Annotated in this window: 14 protein-coding genes; 12 read left to right on the top strand and 2 right to left on the bottom strand. The window is 69.0% G+C overall.

The window, feature by feature from the left end; translation table 11 throughout:
- Window positions 1-31: 31 nt before the first annotated feature.
- Window positions 32-757: a DUF6766 family protein gene (locus AB0D27_RS30675; protein WP_362515331.1), complete on the top strand. Its 726-nt coding sequence runs from the start codon at window positions 32-34 to the stop codon at window positions 755-757.
- A gap of 338 nt (window positions 758-1,095) precedes the next feature.
- Here the strand turns inward: AB0D27_RS30675 and AB0D27_RS30670 are convergent, their stop codons facing one another.
- On the bottom strand, window positions 1,096-1,998 hold the full coding sequence (locus tag AB0D27_RS30670; protein WP_362515329.1) for a UbiA family prenyltransferase: 903 nt from the start codon (window positions 1,996-1,998) through the stop codon (window positions 1,096-1,098).
- A gap of 104 nt (window positions 1,999-2,102) precedes the next feature.
- Here AB0D27_RS30670 and AB0D27_RS30665 point away from each other — a divergent pair, with 104 nt between their 5' ends.
- Genes AB0D27_RS30665 through AB0D27_RS30655 form a run of 3 tightly spaced genes read left to right on the top strand, consistent with a single transcriptional unit; the run spans window position 2,103 to window position 4,786 of the window.
- Window positions 2,103-3,170 carry a 3-oxoacyl-[acyl-carrier-protein] synthase III C-terminal domain-containing protein gene (locus AB0D27_RS30665; RefSeq protein ID WP_362515328.1) on the top strand — a complete coding sequence of 356 codons (1,068 nt, stop codon included), beginning with the start codon at window positions 2,103-2,105 and terminating at the stop codon, window positions 3,168-3,170.
- A gap of 39 nt (window positions 3,171-3,209) precedes the next feature.
- Window positions 3,210-3,773 carry an isoprenylcysteine carboxyl methyltransferase family protein gene (locus AB0D27_RS30660; protein ID WP_362515326.1) on the top strand — a complete coding sequence of 188 codons (564 nt, stop codon included), beginning with the start codon at window positions 3,210-3,212 and terminating at the stop codon, window positions 3,771-3,773.
- Window positions 3,770-4,786, top strand: a complete 1,017-nt coding sequence (locus tag AB0D27_RS30655; protein ID WP_362515324.1) for an NAD(P)/FAD-dependent oxidoreductase — start codon at window positions 3,770-3,772, stop codon at window positions 4,784-4,786. The genes AB0D27_RS30660 and AB0D27_RS30655 overlap by 4 nt, the downstream gene beginning before the upstream one ends.
- 562 nt (window positions 4,787-5,348) lie before the next feature.
- On the opposite strand, the gene AB0D27_RS30650 is transcribed toward AB0D27_RS30655, so the two are convergent.
- A complete protein-coding gene (locus tag AB0D27_RS30650; protein WP_362515323.1) occupies window positions 5,349-8,018 on the bottom strand; it encodes a LuxR C-terminal-related transcriptional regulator in 2,670 nt (889 codons plus the stop codon).
- Between the two features lie 246 nt (window positions 8,019-8,264).
- Between AB0D27_RS30650 and AB0D27_RS30645 the strand changes: the two genes are divergently transcribed.
- The 8 genes from AB0D27_RS30645 (at window position 8,265) to AB0D27_RS30610 (ending at window position 16,086) form a co-directional block, all read left to right on the top strand.
- Window positions 8,265-9,734 (top strand): glycosyltransferase, encoded by a 1,470-nt coding sequence (locus AB0D27_RS30645; protein WP_362515321.1) that lies wholly within the window; start codon window positions 8,265-8,267, stop codon window positions 9,732-9,734.
- A gap of 155 nt (window positions 9,735-9,889) precedes the next feature.
- The gene (locus tag AB0D27_RS30640; RefSeq protein WP_362515319.1) at window positions 9,890-10,267 is read left to right on the top strand and encodes a DUF2267 domain-containing protein; all 378 of its coding nucleotides are present in this window, start codon (window positions 9,890-9,892) and stop codon (window positions 10,265-10,267) included.
- Between the two features lie 31 nt (window positions 10,268-10,298).
- Window positions 10,299-10,619 carry a DUF2795 domain-containing protein gene (locus AB0D27_RS30635; RefSeq protein ID WP_362515317.1) on the top strand — a complete coding sequence of 107 codons (321 nt, stop codon included), beginning with the start codon at window positions 10,299-10,301 and terminating at the stop codon, window positions 10,617-10,619.
- Between the two features lie 32 nt (window positions 10,620-10,651).
- Window positions 10,652-11,161, top strand: coding sequence for a hypothetical protein (locus AB0D27_RS30630; RefSeq protein ID WP_362515315.1), 510 nt, complete (start codon window positions 10,652-10,654; stop codon window positions 11,159-11,161).
- Between the two features lie 35 nt (window positions 11,162-11,196).
- Window positions 11,197-13,371, top strand: a complete 2,175-nt coding sequence (locus tag AB0D27_RS30625) for a glycogen debranching N-terminal domain-containing protein (protein ID WP_362515314.1) — start codon at window positions 11,197-11,199, stop codon at window positions 13,369-13,371.
- A gap of 4 nt (window positions 13,372-13,375) precedes the next feature.
- Window positions 13,376-14,446, top strand: coding sequence for a glycosyltransferase family 4 protein (locus AB0D27_RS30620; protein WP_362515312.1), 1,071 nt, complete (start codon window positions 13,376-13,378; stop codon window positions 14,444-14,446).
- 128 nt (window positions 14,447-14,574) lie between these two features.
- Window positions 14,575-14,994 (top strand): MarR family winged helix-turn-helix transcriptional regulator, encoded by a 420-nt coding sequence (locus AB0D27_RS30615; RefSeq protein ID WP_362515311.1) that lies wholly within the window; start codon window positions 14,575-14,577, stop codon window positions 14,992-14,994.
- Between the two features lie 141 nt (window positions 14,995-15,135).
- Window positions 15,136-16,086: a Gfo/Idh/MocA family oxidoreductase gene (locus tag AB0D27_RS30610; protein WP_362515309.1), complete on the top strand. Its 951-nt coding sequence runs from the start codon at window positions 15,136-15,138 to the stop codon at window positions 16,084-16,086.
- Window positions 16,087-16,177 lie beyond the last annotated feature (91 nt).

Below are 16,177 nucleotides of genomic sequence, written 5' to 3'. Positions count from 1 at the left end.
CCTACTTCATGACGTTGGGACTGATGCACCGATGAGCCCCACACCGGACGCAGGCAAGGCCGGCCCACCGGCCCGGCACCGAGTGCGGCGCTTTCTGCGCGACAACGGTCTCGGTCTGTTCTTCCTGACCACCTTCCTGCTCGCCCTGGCAGGCCAGGCCGTGGCGGGCCACGCGGACTTCAACAATCAGCTGCTCACCGACGGCATGGCACCCATCAGCTTCGGCGCCTATGTGACGTCGTCGGACTTCGCCGTCGACGTCACGGAGAACTGGCAGTCGGAGTACCTGCAGTTCTTCCTCTACATCTCCGCGACTGTCTGGCTGCTGCAACGCGGCTCACCGGAATCCAAGAAACTCGACAAGGCCGGTACCGAGTCGGACAAGGACCAGAAGGTCGGCGAGCACGCCAAGCATGATTCCCCGCGCTGGGCCGCGGCGACCGACTGGCGTGGATACGTCTACTCGCGCTCCCTGGGCCTGGTCATGGGATGCATCTTCCTGCTGTCCTGGCTCGCCCAGTCCATCACCGGCGTCGCCGCCTACAACGAACAGCAACTACGGCAACTCCAAGCCCCCAGCACTTGGGCCGACTACGTCTCCTCTGCGGACTTTTGGAGCCGCACACTGCAGAACTGGCAGTCCGAACTGTTGGCCGTCGCCTCCATGGCCATTCTCGCCATTTACCTGAGGCAACGCGGATCACCCGAATCCAAGCCAGTCGGCGCAAGTCACGAAGCCACCGGCGTCGAAGGCTGAGGTGCAGCTTCGACCGGCAGCCGGGCGCCCCCGCCCCGGTCACCCGCCCTGGCATTTGTGGCGACGTCGGGGTGGCCCCCTTTCCACCAGCGAGCGGCGAGCCGAATACGCGGCTCGGCGCAGACTGGCCGCTGCGTGCAGCCTTGCCGACGTAGTCACGCACAGGTGTCCGCGCACCACAGGTGGACCAGGGCCAGCGGGGCCTGTCGCCCTCGAGTGAGGCGCCGCCAACGGCAGCCGGTTTCCGGCGGCCTCCCTTCTGTTCCTGAAAGCTCGATCGGACGTACCGAGGGATGGCCTATGCCGACACCGGGGCCGTCGCCGCCCCGTCGGAGCGGTCAGGTGAGCGCCCCGCCTCGCGACACCAGCATCGCCACGTCGACAGCCGCCACGACGATGGCGGCGATGAACGGAACCCGGACGCGGCGGCGGCCCACGACCACGCTGCTCACAGCCGTCAATACCGCCACCGCCAGTGCCACCAGACCGGCGGCGCCGAAGGGGCCGGGCCGTCCGAGGACGATCACGGCGGACGCGGCAACCAGCGGGACCGGCATCAGCAACCGCACCCTGGCCGGGCCGAGCCGCTGCGGCCAACCGCGCACACCCATCGCCAGATCGGAGCCGATGTCCGGAAGCACATTGCCCAGATGCGCGCCCACGCCCAGCAGCGCCCCGGCCAGGACGACCCACCAGGCCGGTCGCGGGCTCCCCGGCAACCCCAGCACGACGAAAGAGGGCAGTGCGGCGAACCCCACCGCGTACGGCATCCAGGACAGCGTCGTCGCCTTCACTCCCATGTTGTATGCCCACGCGGCGCCGACGCCCACGAGATGGGCGCTTCCGGCAAGCAGACCGCAGGCCAGCGACAGCGGCACGCAGAGCGCCAGTGCCACCAGACTCGCCGCCCCTACGGTCGAGGCGCGGACCGTGCCGGACACCACCGGTTTGCCGTACCGGCCGGCCTCGCGGTCGCGCCGGGCGTCGACGGCGTCGTTGCACCATCCCACCGACAGCTGCCCCGTCAGCACCGCCGCGGCGACCTGCAGACACCTCTGGCCGTCGTGGCCGGCCGATGCCGCCAGCGCAGTCATGAACACGGTGACGGCCACGGTCGGGCCGGGGTGACAGGCCATCACGAGGCCGAGCAAGAGCCGCCGCGGCCGTACACCGCGGTCTGCGGCAGCGGCCGCCGTGTCTGCGCCCCGCGTCCCCGTGCGGGTCTGATCCGTGGCGTTCACGCGGCGATCGTAGGCGCAGCCGGGCGATCACCTGGTACGACCACGCGGCACGAGGGCACACATGGGTCACGTTGCTCCCACCGTGGAGCCGACATGGAGCTGTGATGACCCGAATCGCCGCTGTACACGGAGTTCTGGCACCGTACCGGCACGCCCAGCACGAGATCACCGACATGGTGGCCCGTCACTGTCTGCCCGCCGACGCCGACCGGCGACTTCTGGACCGGCTGCACCGCAGCGCGCGAGTGCGCTCCCGCCATACGGCACTGCCACTCGACCGGTACGGCGCACTGGACGGCTTCGGCGCGGTCAATGACGCCTTCATCGCCGGTGCCGTGGACCTCGGTGCCGAGGCGGTCGCGGGGGCGTTGGACGAGGCCGGCCTGTCCCCTCGGGACGTGGACCTGCTGCTGTTCACCTCCGTGACGGGTATTGCCGCGCCGTCCGTGGACGCCCGGCTCGTCGGGCGGCTCGGGTTGCGGCCGGACGTCAGACGGCTGCCGCTGTTCGGGCTGGGGTGCGTCGCCGGCGCGGCGGGCATCGCCCGTCTGCACGACCATCTGCGAGGGTGGCCGGACCACGTCGCCGTGCTGCTCTCGGTCGAACTGTGCTCCCTGACCTTCCAGCGCGCCGACTCGTCACCGGCCAATCTGATCGCAACCGCGCTCTTCGGCGACGGAGCCGCCGCCGTCGTCGCCTGTGGTGCGCGAAGGCAGACGGCAGCGGCGGCGTACGGGCCGACGGTGGTAGCGAGCCGCAGCCATCTCTATCCGGACACCGAGCACTTGCTGGGCTGGGACATCACCTGTTCCGGCTTCCGCGTCGTCCTCGATCCGGCCGTCCCGGACGTGGTGCGCAAGAACCTCGCCGGCGACGTCGACAGCTTCCTTTCAGACCATGGGCTCACCCGGCGAGATGTGACGACATGGGTGAGCCATGCGGGCGGACCGAAGGTCCTCGACGCGGTCATGGAGGCGCTCGAACTGCCGGACGGCGCTCTCGACGTCAGCCGGCGCTCGCTCGCCGAGGTCGGCAATCTGTCCTCGGCCTCCGTGCTGCACATCCTGCGCGACACCCTGGCGTCGGGACCCAGACCGCCCCAGGGAGCCACGGGACTACTGCTCGCCATAGGGCCGGGATTCTGCACTGAACTGGTCCTGCTGCGCTGGTAGCAAGGAGCCGGTGAGGAAGACGGGGAAGAACGGAGAAACGTGATCTGGTACGTCTGGCTGGTGATGGCGATCGGCGCGGAGCGCGTCGCCGAACTCGTGGTCGCCCGTCGTCACGCACGCTGGGCTCTGGCCCGCGGCGCCGTCGAGTTCGGCCGACGGCACTACCCCGTGATGGTGATCCTCCATACGGGGCTACTCGTCGGCTGCCTGGTCGAAGTCTGGCTGACGCGGCGGCCGTTCCTGCCCTGGTTCGGCTGGACCATGCTGGCAGTGGTCGTCGCGGCCCAGGCGCTGCGGTGGTGGTGCGTGGGGACTCTGGGGCCGCGTTGGAACACCCGCGTGCTCGTGGTGCCCGGCCTTGCCCTGGTGTCCGGGGGGCCGTACCGATGGCTGCGCCACCCGAACTACGTCGCGGTAGTGGCCGAGGGCGCCGCCCTGCCGCTGGTGCACGGGGCCTGGCTGACCGCCGCGCTCTTCACGCTGTTCAACGCCGCGCTGCTCACCGTACGCGTGCGCGGGGAGGATGCGGCGCTCGCCTGGGCGCTGTCCGCTGCGCCGTCCCCCATGCCGGCCACGACCGGAGCCAGCGGCGGACCCCGGTGATCGACCTGCTCGTGGCGGGCGGCGGGCCGGCCGGGCTGGCCACGGCGATCCACGCCACGCTGACCGGGATGGAGGCCGTGGTGATCGAGCCGCGCCCGAGCCCGGTGGACAAGGCGTGCGGCGAGGGCGTCATGCCGGGTGGCGTGCGCGCCCTGAGCGCCCTCGGCGTCGACCCGGCCGGCCAGGAGTTGCGCGGCATCCGGTATGTGGACGGCGCGCACCGCGCGCAGGCCGCCTTCCGTGACGGCACCGGCCTGGGCGTACGCCGCACCGTGCTGAGCGCCGCGCTGGCCCGGCGGGCCGCCGAACTCGGCGTGCGAATCCTGCCGGGGAAGGTGGACGAGGTACGGCAGGGCCCGGACGCGGTGACCACTGCGGGGCTACGGGCGCGCTGGCTCGTCGCGGCGGACGGCCTGCATTCCCCCGTCCGCCGCGGACTCGGCCTGGACCTGCCCCACCGCGGGCCCCGGCGCTACGGCCTGCGGCGGCACTACCGCATGGCCCCATGGTCGGACTTCGTCGAAGTGCACTGGTCCCGGGACGGCGAGGCGTATGTGACACCGGTCTCCGACGACCTGGTCGGGGTGGCTGTACTGAGCACCGCGAGACGCACCTACGACACCTACCTGGACCGGTTCCCGGAGCTGGCCGGCAGGCTTCGGCACGGGACGATCGTGAACGGCGTACGCGGCGCCGGACCGCTGCGGCAGCGGGTGCGCGCCAGGGTGGCCGGCCGGGTCCTGCTCGTCGGTGACGCAGCCGGCTACGTCGACGCCCTCACCGGTGAGGGCATCGCCCTGGCCTTGGCGTCGGCCGAGGCGGCGGTGCGCTGCCTGCGGGCGGGGCGGCCGCAGGCCTACGACCGGGCCTGGCGGCGGCTCACCCTTCGGCACCGGCTGCTGACCGAGGCGCTGGTCCGGGTCAGTTGCCGACGGGAGGCAGCCCGTCTGATCGTGCCGGCGGCCTGCCGCATGCCGCACATGTTCGCCGCGGCCGTGCACGCGCTCCAGTGACCGGTGATCACCGATCCAACGAGTTGGTGGCGGGATGCGTGTCCGGCGGGCGGTGACGTGCGGAGGCGACCCGGCGAACACTTGTCGTATGAACGCATCCGTGCCCGGGCTCACCGATCCAAGGGGGCGGCTCGGCCGCAGTCTGTTCCGCCGTGTCGCTGGTCCCGTCGGCCCGGAGCACCGCGCCGTATCCACGGGACGCCGGGATCTCCCTATCCGGGAGATCGGGGAGACCGTGGGCCGTCGGGGCCGGTGTCGCTGCCCGGTGCGTCGTCTCGGCGACCGATCGCCGAGAGCTCGTCGTGATGCTCCTCCGTCTCGGGCAGCGGCTGGGCCGTGATTCCCACAGCCGCCTGCTTCACCCGCGGCCGAAGTCGCCGGAAGCCCAGCGCGGGGGAGGGAGAGCGGGGCGATCCGGTGAGATGTGCCGACCTCGGCGCTGATTGTGTCGAGCCGGGCGCGGCGGGGCAGACCGGTGAGGAAGATGTCGATGTCCCAGTCTTCAACGGCCAGTTGGGCGGATGGCAGGCTCTGCCTTCGCTCTGCGGAAGCCGGCGAACGGTCACATGATCGGCCGGACAGCTCCCAGTCGTACCGTTCCGTGTCGGAGGGCTAGAAGGAGTGCCTGCATCTGTGAGTGCACCTGGAGCTTGGCGAGGATGTTGGTTCTGTGGTTTCGCTCTGTTCGTATCGAAATGTGAAGGCGGGCGGCGGTCTGTGCGCTGTCGAGACCCTCGGCCAGTGCTTGCAGAACCTCGCGTTCACGTGCCGTGAGTTGCTCGAACAGCCGGCCCTCCTCCTGGGCTCGTTCGCGGTTGTGGGCCGCGTACCGCAGCAGGTCGATGACTTCGTGCGCCGGCAGGAGGGCCTGTCCCGTGCGCAGTTGGCGCAGAGCGCTGATGATCTCGTGCAATGGGGCGGTCTTGTCCAGAACGCCTGCGGCGCCGCTTTCGATGGCCTGGGCCAGTGTGGGGCGATCGAGTGAGGCGGTAAGGATGAGTGCTTTGGCGTGGGGGTTGATGGCGCGCAGTTCTGTGATGAGGTCGCCGCCGTAGCCGTCGGGCAGTCCGCGAGCGATGACAGCGACATCTGTGTCCGCCAGTAGCTCACGCGCGTGTGCGAGGGAGTGGGCCTGGCCGGCCACGGTGAGGTCGGGCTCTTTCGCCAGGGCGGTGGCTACTGCCTCGCGGACCATGGTGTGGTCGTCGACGAGCAGGACGCGCGTGGGGCTGCTCAGCCGTGCGGGCACGCTGGGAAGCGGAACGACGATGCGTACGCTGGTGCCCGATCCTGGGGTGCTGACGAGATGGAGTTCGCCTCCGATGCCCTGGGCGCGTTCGCGGGCTGTGGCCAAGCCGGCGGCGCTGTGTCGCGGTGCCGTTTCGGCGCGGAAGCCGCGGCCGTTGTCAGTGACCTCGACGACCAGGTGGTTGCGGGTCACGCTCACGGACGTTCGTACGTGGTCTGCGGCGGAGTGGCGTCGTGCGTTGGCTATGGCCTCTGTGATGATCCAGGACAGTTGGCGGCCGGTCTGGCCCAGCGGCCGACTGGGGATCTCCTCGCCGATGAGCAGGTCGATCGCCATGTCGGGCGCGAGTCTGCGCTGGGCCTCGACGGCGCGGCGCAGGAGTTCGTGGAGGGGGGCGTCTTCGGCGTCGGCGGCGTGCAGGTCGTGCACCACTGACTCGATACGCCGCCGCAACGTGGTGAGGGACCCAGTCAGGGCCTCTGGGTGTGCTCTGTGGTCCTGGGCGTCGGCTTTGCGCTGTGAGCGGGACAGGTCGGTGGCGAGAGACTGGGCGTGAGTCAGCTCGCTGAGTGCCTCGTCGGCAAGGTGGTGGGCGAAGGTTTGGCGCTCGAAGGTGCGCCTGTCACGGGCGTGGTGTTCGATACGGGCGTTTTGTACGGCGGTGGCCAACACCTGCGCCATGGCCTCGAGAAAGGCGACTTCATCGGGCTGGAAGTGCCGGTGGGTGGTGCTCCAGACGCCCAGGACACCGAACGGTTGGTGTCTGCCGGGCAGCAGCACCGTGGCGGAACTGGCGACGTGGTGACGGTGCAGAGTGCCGATTGCCCGGAACCTGGTGTCGCTCAGGGTGTCGTCGCTGATGACCGGCGCCCCGGTCCGCAGTGTGACTCCGCACTGAGTGTCAGCCAGGCGGGCGGGGGAGAGGTACCCGTCGTTGAGCGGGCCCTGCCAGCCATGGCCGGCTCGGACCAAGAGGTGGCCGTCGCTGGCCTGCTCGGCGAGGAGCACGAACGCCACGTCGAGGGTGCGGGCCACGGCACCGACGGCTTCAGTCATCAGTTGGGGAACGGTTGCCCCTTCGAGCGCACGCTGCCCGATTCGGGCGATCACCGCTTGGTGGAGGGCTCGGCGCCGGACCTCGTACTCGGCGGCTTTGCGGTCGGTGATGTCGCGGGCGTAGATGATCAGGCCGGTGCGGGAGGGGTAGGCACGGACAGCGAGCCATTGCCTGCTGTGTGGGAAGTAGGCTTCGAATTCTGTTGTGCGGCCGCGATGACGCGCGTGCACGACACCGTCGTAGAACGGCGAGCCGACCAGGTCCGGAAACACGTCCCAGGCCACCTCTCCCAGGACGTCGTGTCGGCTCAGCGGGCGGTCGGTCTCACGGCTGAAGCGGGCCAGTGCTCGGTCGTTGACGTAGGTGAAGCGCCAGGCATCGTCGACGGCGGCCACGTCGTCGGTGATGCTGTCGAGCACGTCTCGGATGCGCTCGTGCGCGGCCTGTAGCTGTTCTTCGGCACGCTTTCGTTCGGTGATGTCGCGTGTGACGGTGGCGGCGCCGACCGGCTCGCCGGTGCGCGGGTCATCGAGACGGAAGGCGTCCCACAGCACCGGTATGAGGGCGCCTGTCTCGAAGTGTCGCAAGCACAGTTCGCGTTCGCCTGCCCAGCGCCCCTCCCGCATGATCGTGGGAAGCAGGGTGTCGCGGACGTAGGGCTGGTCGTCTTCGCTGAAAAAGTCCAGCACGTGCGTTCGCCGGACGTCCTCCATGCCGTGCAGTCCGACCATGCGCTGACCGGCCTCATTGACGAAAACGGGCCGCCAGTCAGGACCTGCGATGCCGATGAACTCGTGGGCGGACTGGATGATGTCCGCCAGAGTCTCCCTGCTGGCGCCCACGCCGTATCGGGGCGTGCCGGTGTCGTCCTCCGGATGCTGCCCGAAGGGCTGCCTCTTCCGGGGTGCGGGATTGACGTCGGGCACGCAAGCCTCCCGTGAGTACATCCCCTCCGTAAGCGGTACCCGGCGTCATGGGAGCCATTCGGGCTTATCGCTCTTTTCGGGCGGAGCTCTGTCGGCTCATGCCAGTACTGCGGCAGGGCAGGTGCCCCTGAGGAAAACGGGCAATAACCCTCATGTCGGTGGCCTCGACACGGCGGCATGCTCGGACATCCGGGGCATCACGGTGTGTACGCCAGCGGGCGGACATGAGCGACACGGGGCATTCGTATGACGCAGATCGACATCGCACGCCGCCCGGCAACCGCCGTCGCAACCCTGCCCGAGGTGGTGGTCACGCCGGAAACGCCGTCGCTGTTGAGCGGCACGATTGGCGCCGAGCGCTCCGCCGTCCTGGATGCCGACCTCCATGACCTGCGGGAACGCCTTGAGGCCCGCCTGATGGTGGATGTCAATTCGACGAGGTCGGGCGGCGGAGTGGCAGAGATGCTGCACCGTGTTCTGCGGTACGCCCGCGGCGCAGGCATTGACGCCCGGTGGTTCACGATCGAAGGCGACTCCGCCTTCTTCGCCCTGACCAAGCGCCTTCACCATCTGCTTCATGGCCGCGACGCCGCAGGACCGCTCCTGGGTCCCGGCACCGCGGCCCACTACGCGTCGATCAGCGAATGCAACGCCCAGGCCCTCCTGGGCACTGTGCGGCCGGGCGACCTCGTCACGCTCCATGATCCCCAGGTTGCCGGTCTCGCGGCTCCTCTGCGGCGGGCCGGGGTGCGGGTCGTCTGGCGATGCCACATCGGAAGCGACGTCGACAACGAGTACACCGCCCTGGCTTGGGAGTTTCTCCGTCCGTTTCTGGACACGGCGGACGCGTACGTCTTCTCCCGGGCCCAGTACGTTCCCCAGTGGCTCACCGGTCGACCGGTAGCCGTCATCCAGCCGTCCATCGATCCGCTGTCCGCCAAGAATCGGCCGCTGGAGCCGCAGGCCGCTGCGGCGATCGTGAGCCGCATCGGCCTGCGCGCCAGAGAACGAACGAGCGCTCCGGCCCTCTACCGGCGCGCTGACGGCTCCACAGGTGCCGTGCGGCGTGATCCCGCTCTCCTGTACAGCGTCTCGCCTCCGCCCCCCGACGCTCCCCTGGTGGTGCAGATCTCCCGGTGGGATCCGCTGAAGGACATGGCCGGCGTGATGGCGGCCTTCGCCGCCGCAGGTCAATCGCTGGCGCCGGTTCATCTGGCCCTGGTGGGCCCGGACATCAGCGAGGTGAGCGACGACCCGGAGGGCAGCCGCGTGTTCGGACAGTGCGTCGACCTGTGGCACCGCCTCCCCGTCCGCGCCCGTTCGCGCATACACCTCGCCTGTCTGCCGCTGGCCGACGCGGAAGAGAACGCGGTGATGGTGAACGCTCTGCAGCGCCAGGCCGCCGTCATCACCCAAAAGAGCCTCGCGGAGGGCTTCGGCCTCACCGTGACCGAGGCCATGTGGAAGGGCCGCCCCGTCGTCGCCAGCGCGGTGGGCGGCATCCGCGACCAGATCCATCACGGCGTCCACGGCATCCTGCTCGGCGACCCCACGGACCCCGTCGCTTTCGCAGCTCAGACCGCCGGCCTGGTGGACGACCCCCGCCGGGCCACCTCTCTCGGTGCCGGAGCCCGGCGGCGCGTCCTCGAATACTTCCTCGACGACCGCCAGCTGAGGCAGCAGGCAGCGCTCTACCGCTCGATCGCCGCCCTGTGACGGCGTTTCCAAGCCGCGCACGCCGATACCGGCGCGCCCCACATCCGCCCCTTGGAGGCCACCCCATACACCACACACCCGGCCGGCCCTTGGCGACACTCCTCAAGGGCGCGGCCAGACACGAATGGCAGACGCACCAGGGAAGAAGGCCAGTCATGGACTACGAAACATTCATCGACACCGTGTCCCAGCGCTCCGACGTCCCACCGGACAAAGCGGAGGACCTGACACGCGCGACGCTTGCGACCCTGGCGGAACGGCTCACCCGGGGCGAGGCCCAGGATCTCGCCTCGGAACTGCCCAAGCCGCTGAAGGAACCACTCACCTCCCCGACACCGGAGGCCGAGCCGTTCGGCGTCGACGAGTTCATCAGCAGAGTGAGCCAACGCGCCGACGTCAGTGCCCAGGAGGCGGAGGAAGGCGTCCGGGCCGAACTGAGCACCATCAGGGATGCGGTCAGCGGCGGAGAGTTCCGGCACGTGATGTCACAGCTTCCGCAGGAGTTTCAGCAACTCGCCGGCTCACCAGGCTGAACGCGGCGCGGACGCACAGAAAGAAGGAGCCATGGCTCAAGCAACTAGCGCCCGTGAGGTAGTCGCGGCCCTGGATGACGTCGACTTCCCTGCCGGCAAACAGGAACTGATCGACGCGGCACGTCGGGCGGGCGCTTCCGAAGAGGTGATCACGGCGCTGCGCGGCATCCCGCCCGAGGAGTACGACAACCGGGAGCAGGTGGCCCGTTCGGTTCGGGTGGACCCCGCCTCGGACCTGGACCTGAGCCCGGCCCAGCGCGCAGAACAGGCCCGCAAAGGTGGCAGGCCAGGGCAGTCCCAGCACCTGCGAGATGTTCCGAAGCCTCCCATCGAGGAAGAGCTGGACAACTGACCGGTGACAAGTGATGACGACAGGAGGGCGTCATGGTGCGCAAGAAGGTGGAAGGCGACGAGGAACAACGCCGGGCGGCGGCTCGCGAGGCACGTGAGGCAGGTGAGGCCCCCAGCGCCCGGCAGGTGACCACCGGGGCGTCCAAGCAACGGTCACACCTGCCCGACCGGGACTCCTTGACACATGAGGAGAAGATCGGAGGCCTGCACCGGGGCAAGCAGCAGTGGCGAGTCGGTGACCTGGCCGAGGCGGAGGTCAAGGATCCGGCGGCCCGGGGACCGGAGCGTACGTTCACCGACCGGGAAAGCTCCGAGTACACCGCTGAGCACGAGAAAGTGCTCAGTGCGCTGGCCGCTGCGCAGGAGGGAAACGGCGGCGAAGCCGTCTATTTGGACGAGATCGCCCGGACGGCTGGTCTGTCCCCGGAGGACACCCGAGCGCTGCTGCATGACTTGATGGAGGTCCACCGTATGGTCACCGAACTCGCCGGATCCGACATGCCGGACATGGGACCGCGCTTCGAGATCAAACCACGTCTGTGAGCCCATGGAGAGCCCCCTCGGCCGAGGGAGGAAGCATGAGTGAGGCACTCGGCACGATCGTCGAAACCGAACCGGCCGTGCACGCGGCAGCCACGGTGACCTTGGTCGAGGGGCCGACGTTCTGCGTCTCGGCGACCTCCGGCGACATGGACGCCGGATCCCCGCAGGGACTGTTCTTCCGGGACACCCGCATCATCTCCGGGTGGCGCCTACGGGTGGACGGCCGGCTCCCTTATCAGCTGACGGTTCTGTCCCGCGACCCGTACAGCACGACATTCGTCGCCCGCGTTCCGCCACGCGGCTCGCAGACCGAACTGCTGCTGGAGCGCCGACGCTATGTCGGCGAGGGGATGCGCGAGGACCTGCACCTACGCAATCTCGGCAACCGGCCCGTATCAGCGACACTTTCCCTCCAGGTCGAGGCGGACTTCGCTGACCTGTTCGAGGTGAAGGAGAGCCGGGTCAGAAGCCGCGGCGCGGTGACGTCCAGACATGAGGGCTCCGCCCTGAGCCTCGACCTCCGCTCCGGACAGGCACACCGGGGGGTACGGGTGGAGGCCGGGGGCGCTGAGGCGCGGCAGGACGGCCTGTATTTTCAGGTCCGTCTGGAGCCGCGCGGTGAGTGGCGCACAACCGTGCTGGTCGAGCCCAGTGTCGACGGCCAGCAGATCACCGGAACCTTCCCGGTGGGCTCGGAGGTGGGCGAGTCTCCCCCTGCACTGCGCATGCGGGCCTGGCGAGAGGCCGCCCCGCGGATCGCGGAGATCGAGGACCCGGAGCTGCACCGCACTCTGCGTCGCAGCCTTGAGGACTTGGGTGCTCTGCGCATCTTCGACCCCCAGCATCCGGAGAACGTGGCCGTCGCGGCCGGTGCCCCGTGGTTCATGGCCTTGTTCGGCCGTGACTCACTGCTGTCCTCGTACATGGCGCTGCCGCTGGACCAGAATCTCGCCCTGGGGACGTTGCAGACGCTGGCCCGCGCGCAGGGCACCAAGACCGATCCACGTACGGAGGAAGAGCCCGGGCGGATCCTGCACGAGACCCGCTTCGGACTGGACTTCCCGCTCGCCCGCGGCGGCGGCAGCGTCTACTACGGCACGGCCGACGCGACACCGCTGTTCGTGGTGATGCTGGGCGAGCTACGGCGCTGGGGCATCGCGCCCGAGGCGGTCGACGCTCTGCTCCCCAACGCCGATCGCGCACTGGAGTGGATCGTGAAGTACGGCGACCGGGACGGCGACGGCTTCGTGGAGTACCAGCGCAAGACGGACGACGGGCTGCTCAATCAGGGCTGGAAGGACTCCTTCGATGGCGTCAACTTCGCCGACGGCCGATTGGCGGAGCCTCCCATCGCCCTTTGCGAAGTACAGGCGTACGTGTACGCCGCGTACGTTGTCCGTTCGCACTTCGCCCACGAAGCCGGCGACATGCAGGCGGCCAACCACTGGGCGGAGCGGGCGGCCGCCCTCAAGCAAGCGTTCAACGACCGGTTCTGGCTCCCCGACCGCGGCTGGTTCGCCATCGGCCTCGACCGGGACAAACGGCCCATCGATGCGCTGACGTCCAACATGGGCCAGTGCCTGTGGACGGGCATCGTCGACGACGACAAGGCCGTACAGGTCGCGGAGCGCCTTCTGTCACCGGAAATGTTCACCGGCTGGGGCGTGCGCACCCTGGCCTCCACCATGGGCGCCTACAACCCCATGAGCTATCACAACGGATCAATCTGGCCCCACGACAACGCGCTGGTGGCCACCGGCCTCATGCGCTACGGCTTCGTGGAGCAGGCCCAGCGAGTGGCGACCGGGATCCTGGACGCCGCCGAAGCGTTCGGGGGCAGACTTCCCGAACTGTTCTGCGGTTTCGACCGCACCGAGTACGACACGCCGCTGCCGTTTCCCACATCCTGCTCCCCACAGGCCTGGGCAGCGGCCACCCCCGTCCAGCTCATACGGGCACTGCTGCGGATAGACCCCTGGATGTCACACCGCCAGGTCTGGGTCTGCCCGGCCTGGCCCCAGCGCTATGGAGACCTGCACATCCACAACCTTCCGCTCGCCGGCGGTCGCGTCGATCTGCGGCTCGATGGTGAAACCATCCGCCTCGACGGCCTGGACGACGACGTGGAAGTCATCTACCAGGCCCGTCGCCCGCTGACAGCCGCATTCAGCCACCAGCAACCGCCCGACGCCGCAGAGCCTGGAAGGTGACGACATGCCCGGAAACCGGCCCTTGGACATCGCCATGATCGCAACTCCCTGGTACGAGCTCCCGCCCGACGCCTACGGAGGAATCGAGGCGATGTGTGCGGCCCTCGTCGATGGCCTGGTGGAACGGGGGAACCAGGTGACCGTCATCGGCGTCGGCACCAACGGCACCCGAGGGCGGTTCCTCGCCACCGACCCGACACCGGCAGGTACCGAACGTCTCGGCAGGGCCGGACCGGAGGTCCTGCACGCCGCCCGGGCGGCGGAGATGCTCCGCTTCCTCCACCCCGACATCGTTCACGACCACAGCACCGCCGGCCCCTTGCAGGCTCCCCAACGCCACGCTCCCACGGTTGTCACCGCCCACGGGCCGGTGTCCGGCGAAAGCGGTGACTACTACCGGGCCCTCGGGCAGACCGTGCACATGGTCGCGATCTCACGCAGCCAGCAGGAGCAGGCCCCCCACCTCCCGTGGTACGGCCAGATCCACAACGCCATCCGCACCACCAGTTTCCCCTTCCACGAGCACAAGGACGACAGCGTCCTCTTCCTCGGTCGCATCGCCGCAGACAAGGGGGTGCATCTCGCCATCGACGCCGCCCGCGGGGCGGGCAGACCCATCATCATCGCCGGCACGTGCAACGACCCCGCCGAGCAGACCTACTTCGACAAGGAGGTCGCACCGCGGCTCGGCGAGGACGCCCAGTGGGTCGGGGAAGCCGATCGCCACCTCAAACTCGACCTCCTCGCCCACGCCCGCTGTCTGCTGTTCCCGATCTGCTGGGAAGAACCATTCGGCATGGTGATGATCGAAGCCATGGCATGCGGCACGCCCGTCGTGGCGCTACGCCGCGGATCGGTCCCCGAGATCGTGCAGGACGGCGTCACTGGACATATCTGTGACCGCCCCGAACAACTTGCTGACGCCGTCCGGTCCGCCGACGGACTGTCCCCTCGTGCCTGCCGCAGACGCGTGCTCGAGCAGTTCGACACCTCGCATATGGCCGAAGAGTACGAAACGCTCTACCGCCTGCTGGCGCGCCGGATCACTCACGTGCGGGAAGCACAGGCAGTGTGACCCGCGATTGCACGTCAGTGACTCCCCGGCTGTTGTCGTAGAGAGACTGGTTCTCCGTGGAATGCGCAGTGGAGGAGGAGGCCTTCCTGCGAGCGTGGTCGCGGGCGGCCCTCACCGTTCCTCGCGCCTTGGACGCCGACCTGCTCGTCGGACAGAACATGTCGCTGAGCGAGTACACCGCGCTGATGCACCTGTCCGAGGCGCCCGGACGAAGCCTGCGGATGAGCGATCTGGCCTCCGCCTGTGCGCTCTCGCTCAGCGGCATGTCGCGGATCGTGAGTCGCCTGGATGCCCAGGGTCTCGTAGTGCGACAGCGAGACTCGTCCGATCGCCGTGGCTTGAACGCCGTTCTCACCGACGCCGGCCTCGCCCGGCTCCGACGCGCCTGGCCCACTCATCTGGCCAGCGTGCGGCGGCAGATGATGAACCACCTCAGCGAGCTCGACCTGTCGGCCGTCACCGCCGCCTTGCAGAACTTCGCCTCTGATACCCCGTGTACAAACCCTCATCAGGAGGTTCCCAGTGACATCAGCCCGGGCCGTACCTGAATCGACGCTCGGTGTCGGGATCATCGGGGTCAGCCCTGCCCGAGGCTGGGCCGCCACCGCCCACATCCCGGCACTGCGCGCGCTGCCGAATTACGAGATCCGGGCACTCAGCGCGCGGAATCCGCGCGTGCGGCAGGCGACGTGTTCGGGGTCAGCGCGGTGTTCGCAGACCACGAGCAGCTGGTGACTCAACCAGACATCGACGTGGTCGCGGTCACGGTCAAGGTCCCGCACCATCGACAGCTCGTCGCCGCCGCACTCGCCGCGGGCAAGGCCGTCTACTGCGAGTGGCCACTTGGCCGCGACCTCGACGACGCGCGAGCAATGGCCGCGCTCGCCGCCGAGCAGGGGGTGCCCACGGTCGTCGGGTTGCAGGCCCGCCAGGCCCCGGCGATCGAGTTCGTCCAGGAATTGCTGCGCGACGGCTATGTCGGCGAGGTCCTGTCAACGACCATGGTCGGGCTGTCGATGCCGGGCGACGTGGTGGGCCGGCCCAACGCCTACACGCTCGACAAGGTGAACGGGGCCAACCTGCTCACGATTTCCGTCGGTCACAGCCTGGACATCCTCAACCACGTACTGGGTGAGTTCGCCGAGCTGTCGGCCGTATCGGATCTTCGCAGGCCGCTGATCACCATCGAGGAGACCGGGGAGCAGATCGTGAAAACGGCGGCCGACCACGTCGCGGTCATCGGCAGCCTCACGTCCGGCGCGACCGCCAGCATCCACATCCGTGAGGCAGTGGCCGGCGGTACCGGGTTCCTGTGGGAGATCAACGGAACCGAGGGAACACTGCGGATCACCGCCGACGCCGCACACCCCCAGATCTTTCCCCTGACCGTCGCGGGAGCACACGGGCCCAGCGAGCCCGCCGAGCTTGCTACCCCGGCGGCGCTGACACAGAAATGGCCCGCGCTCACCGGCCTGCAAGGAACCCCCGCCTACAACGTCGGGCGTGCCTACGCCGCGTTCGCGGCAGACATCGACAACGGGACACACACCGTGCCGGACTTCGCCGACGCCGTCCGGCGCCACGAGGTGATCGCCGCCATCGAGAGGTCCGCGGCATCTGGGGAACGCGTGAAGGCCTAGGCCGTTTCTGATGGCTCTTGGACGGTGTCGCGGAGCCAGATGACGATCGCCGTGACGGCCAGGGTGCCGTTGAAGATGTAGTCGCGTTTGT

This window comes from Streptomyces sp. NPDC048415 (assembly GCF_040651675.1).
GTDB lineage: Bacteria > Actinomycetota > Actinomycetes > Streptomycetales > Streptomycetaceae > Streptomyces.
Note: the sequence above shows the minus strand (reverse complement) of the source record. Positions and strands in the feature narration are given on the sequence as shown.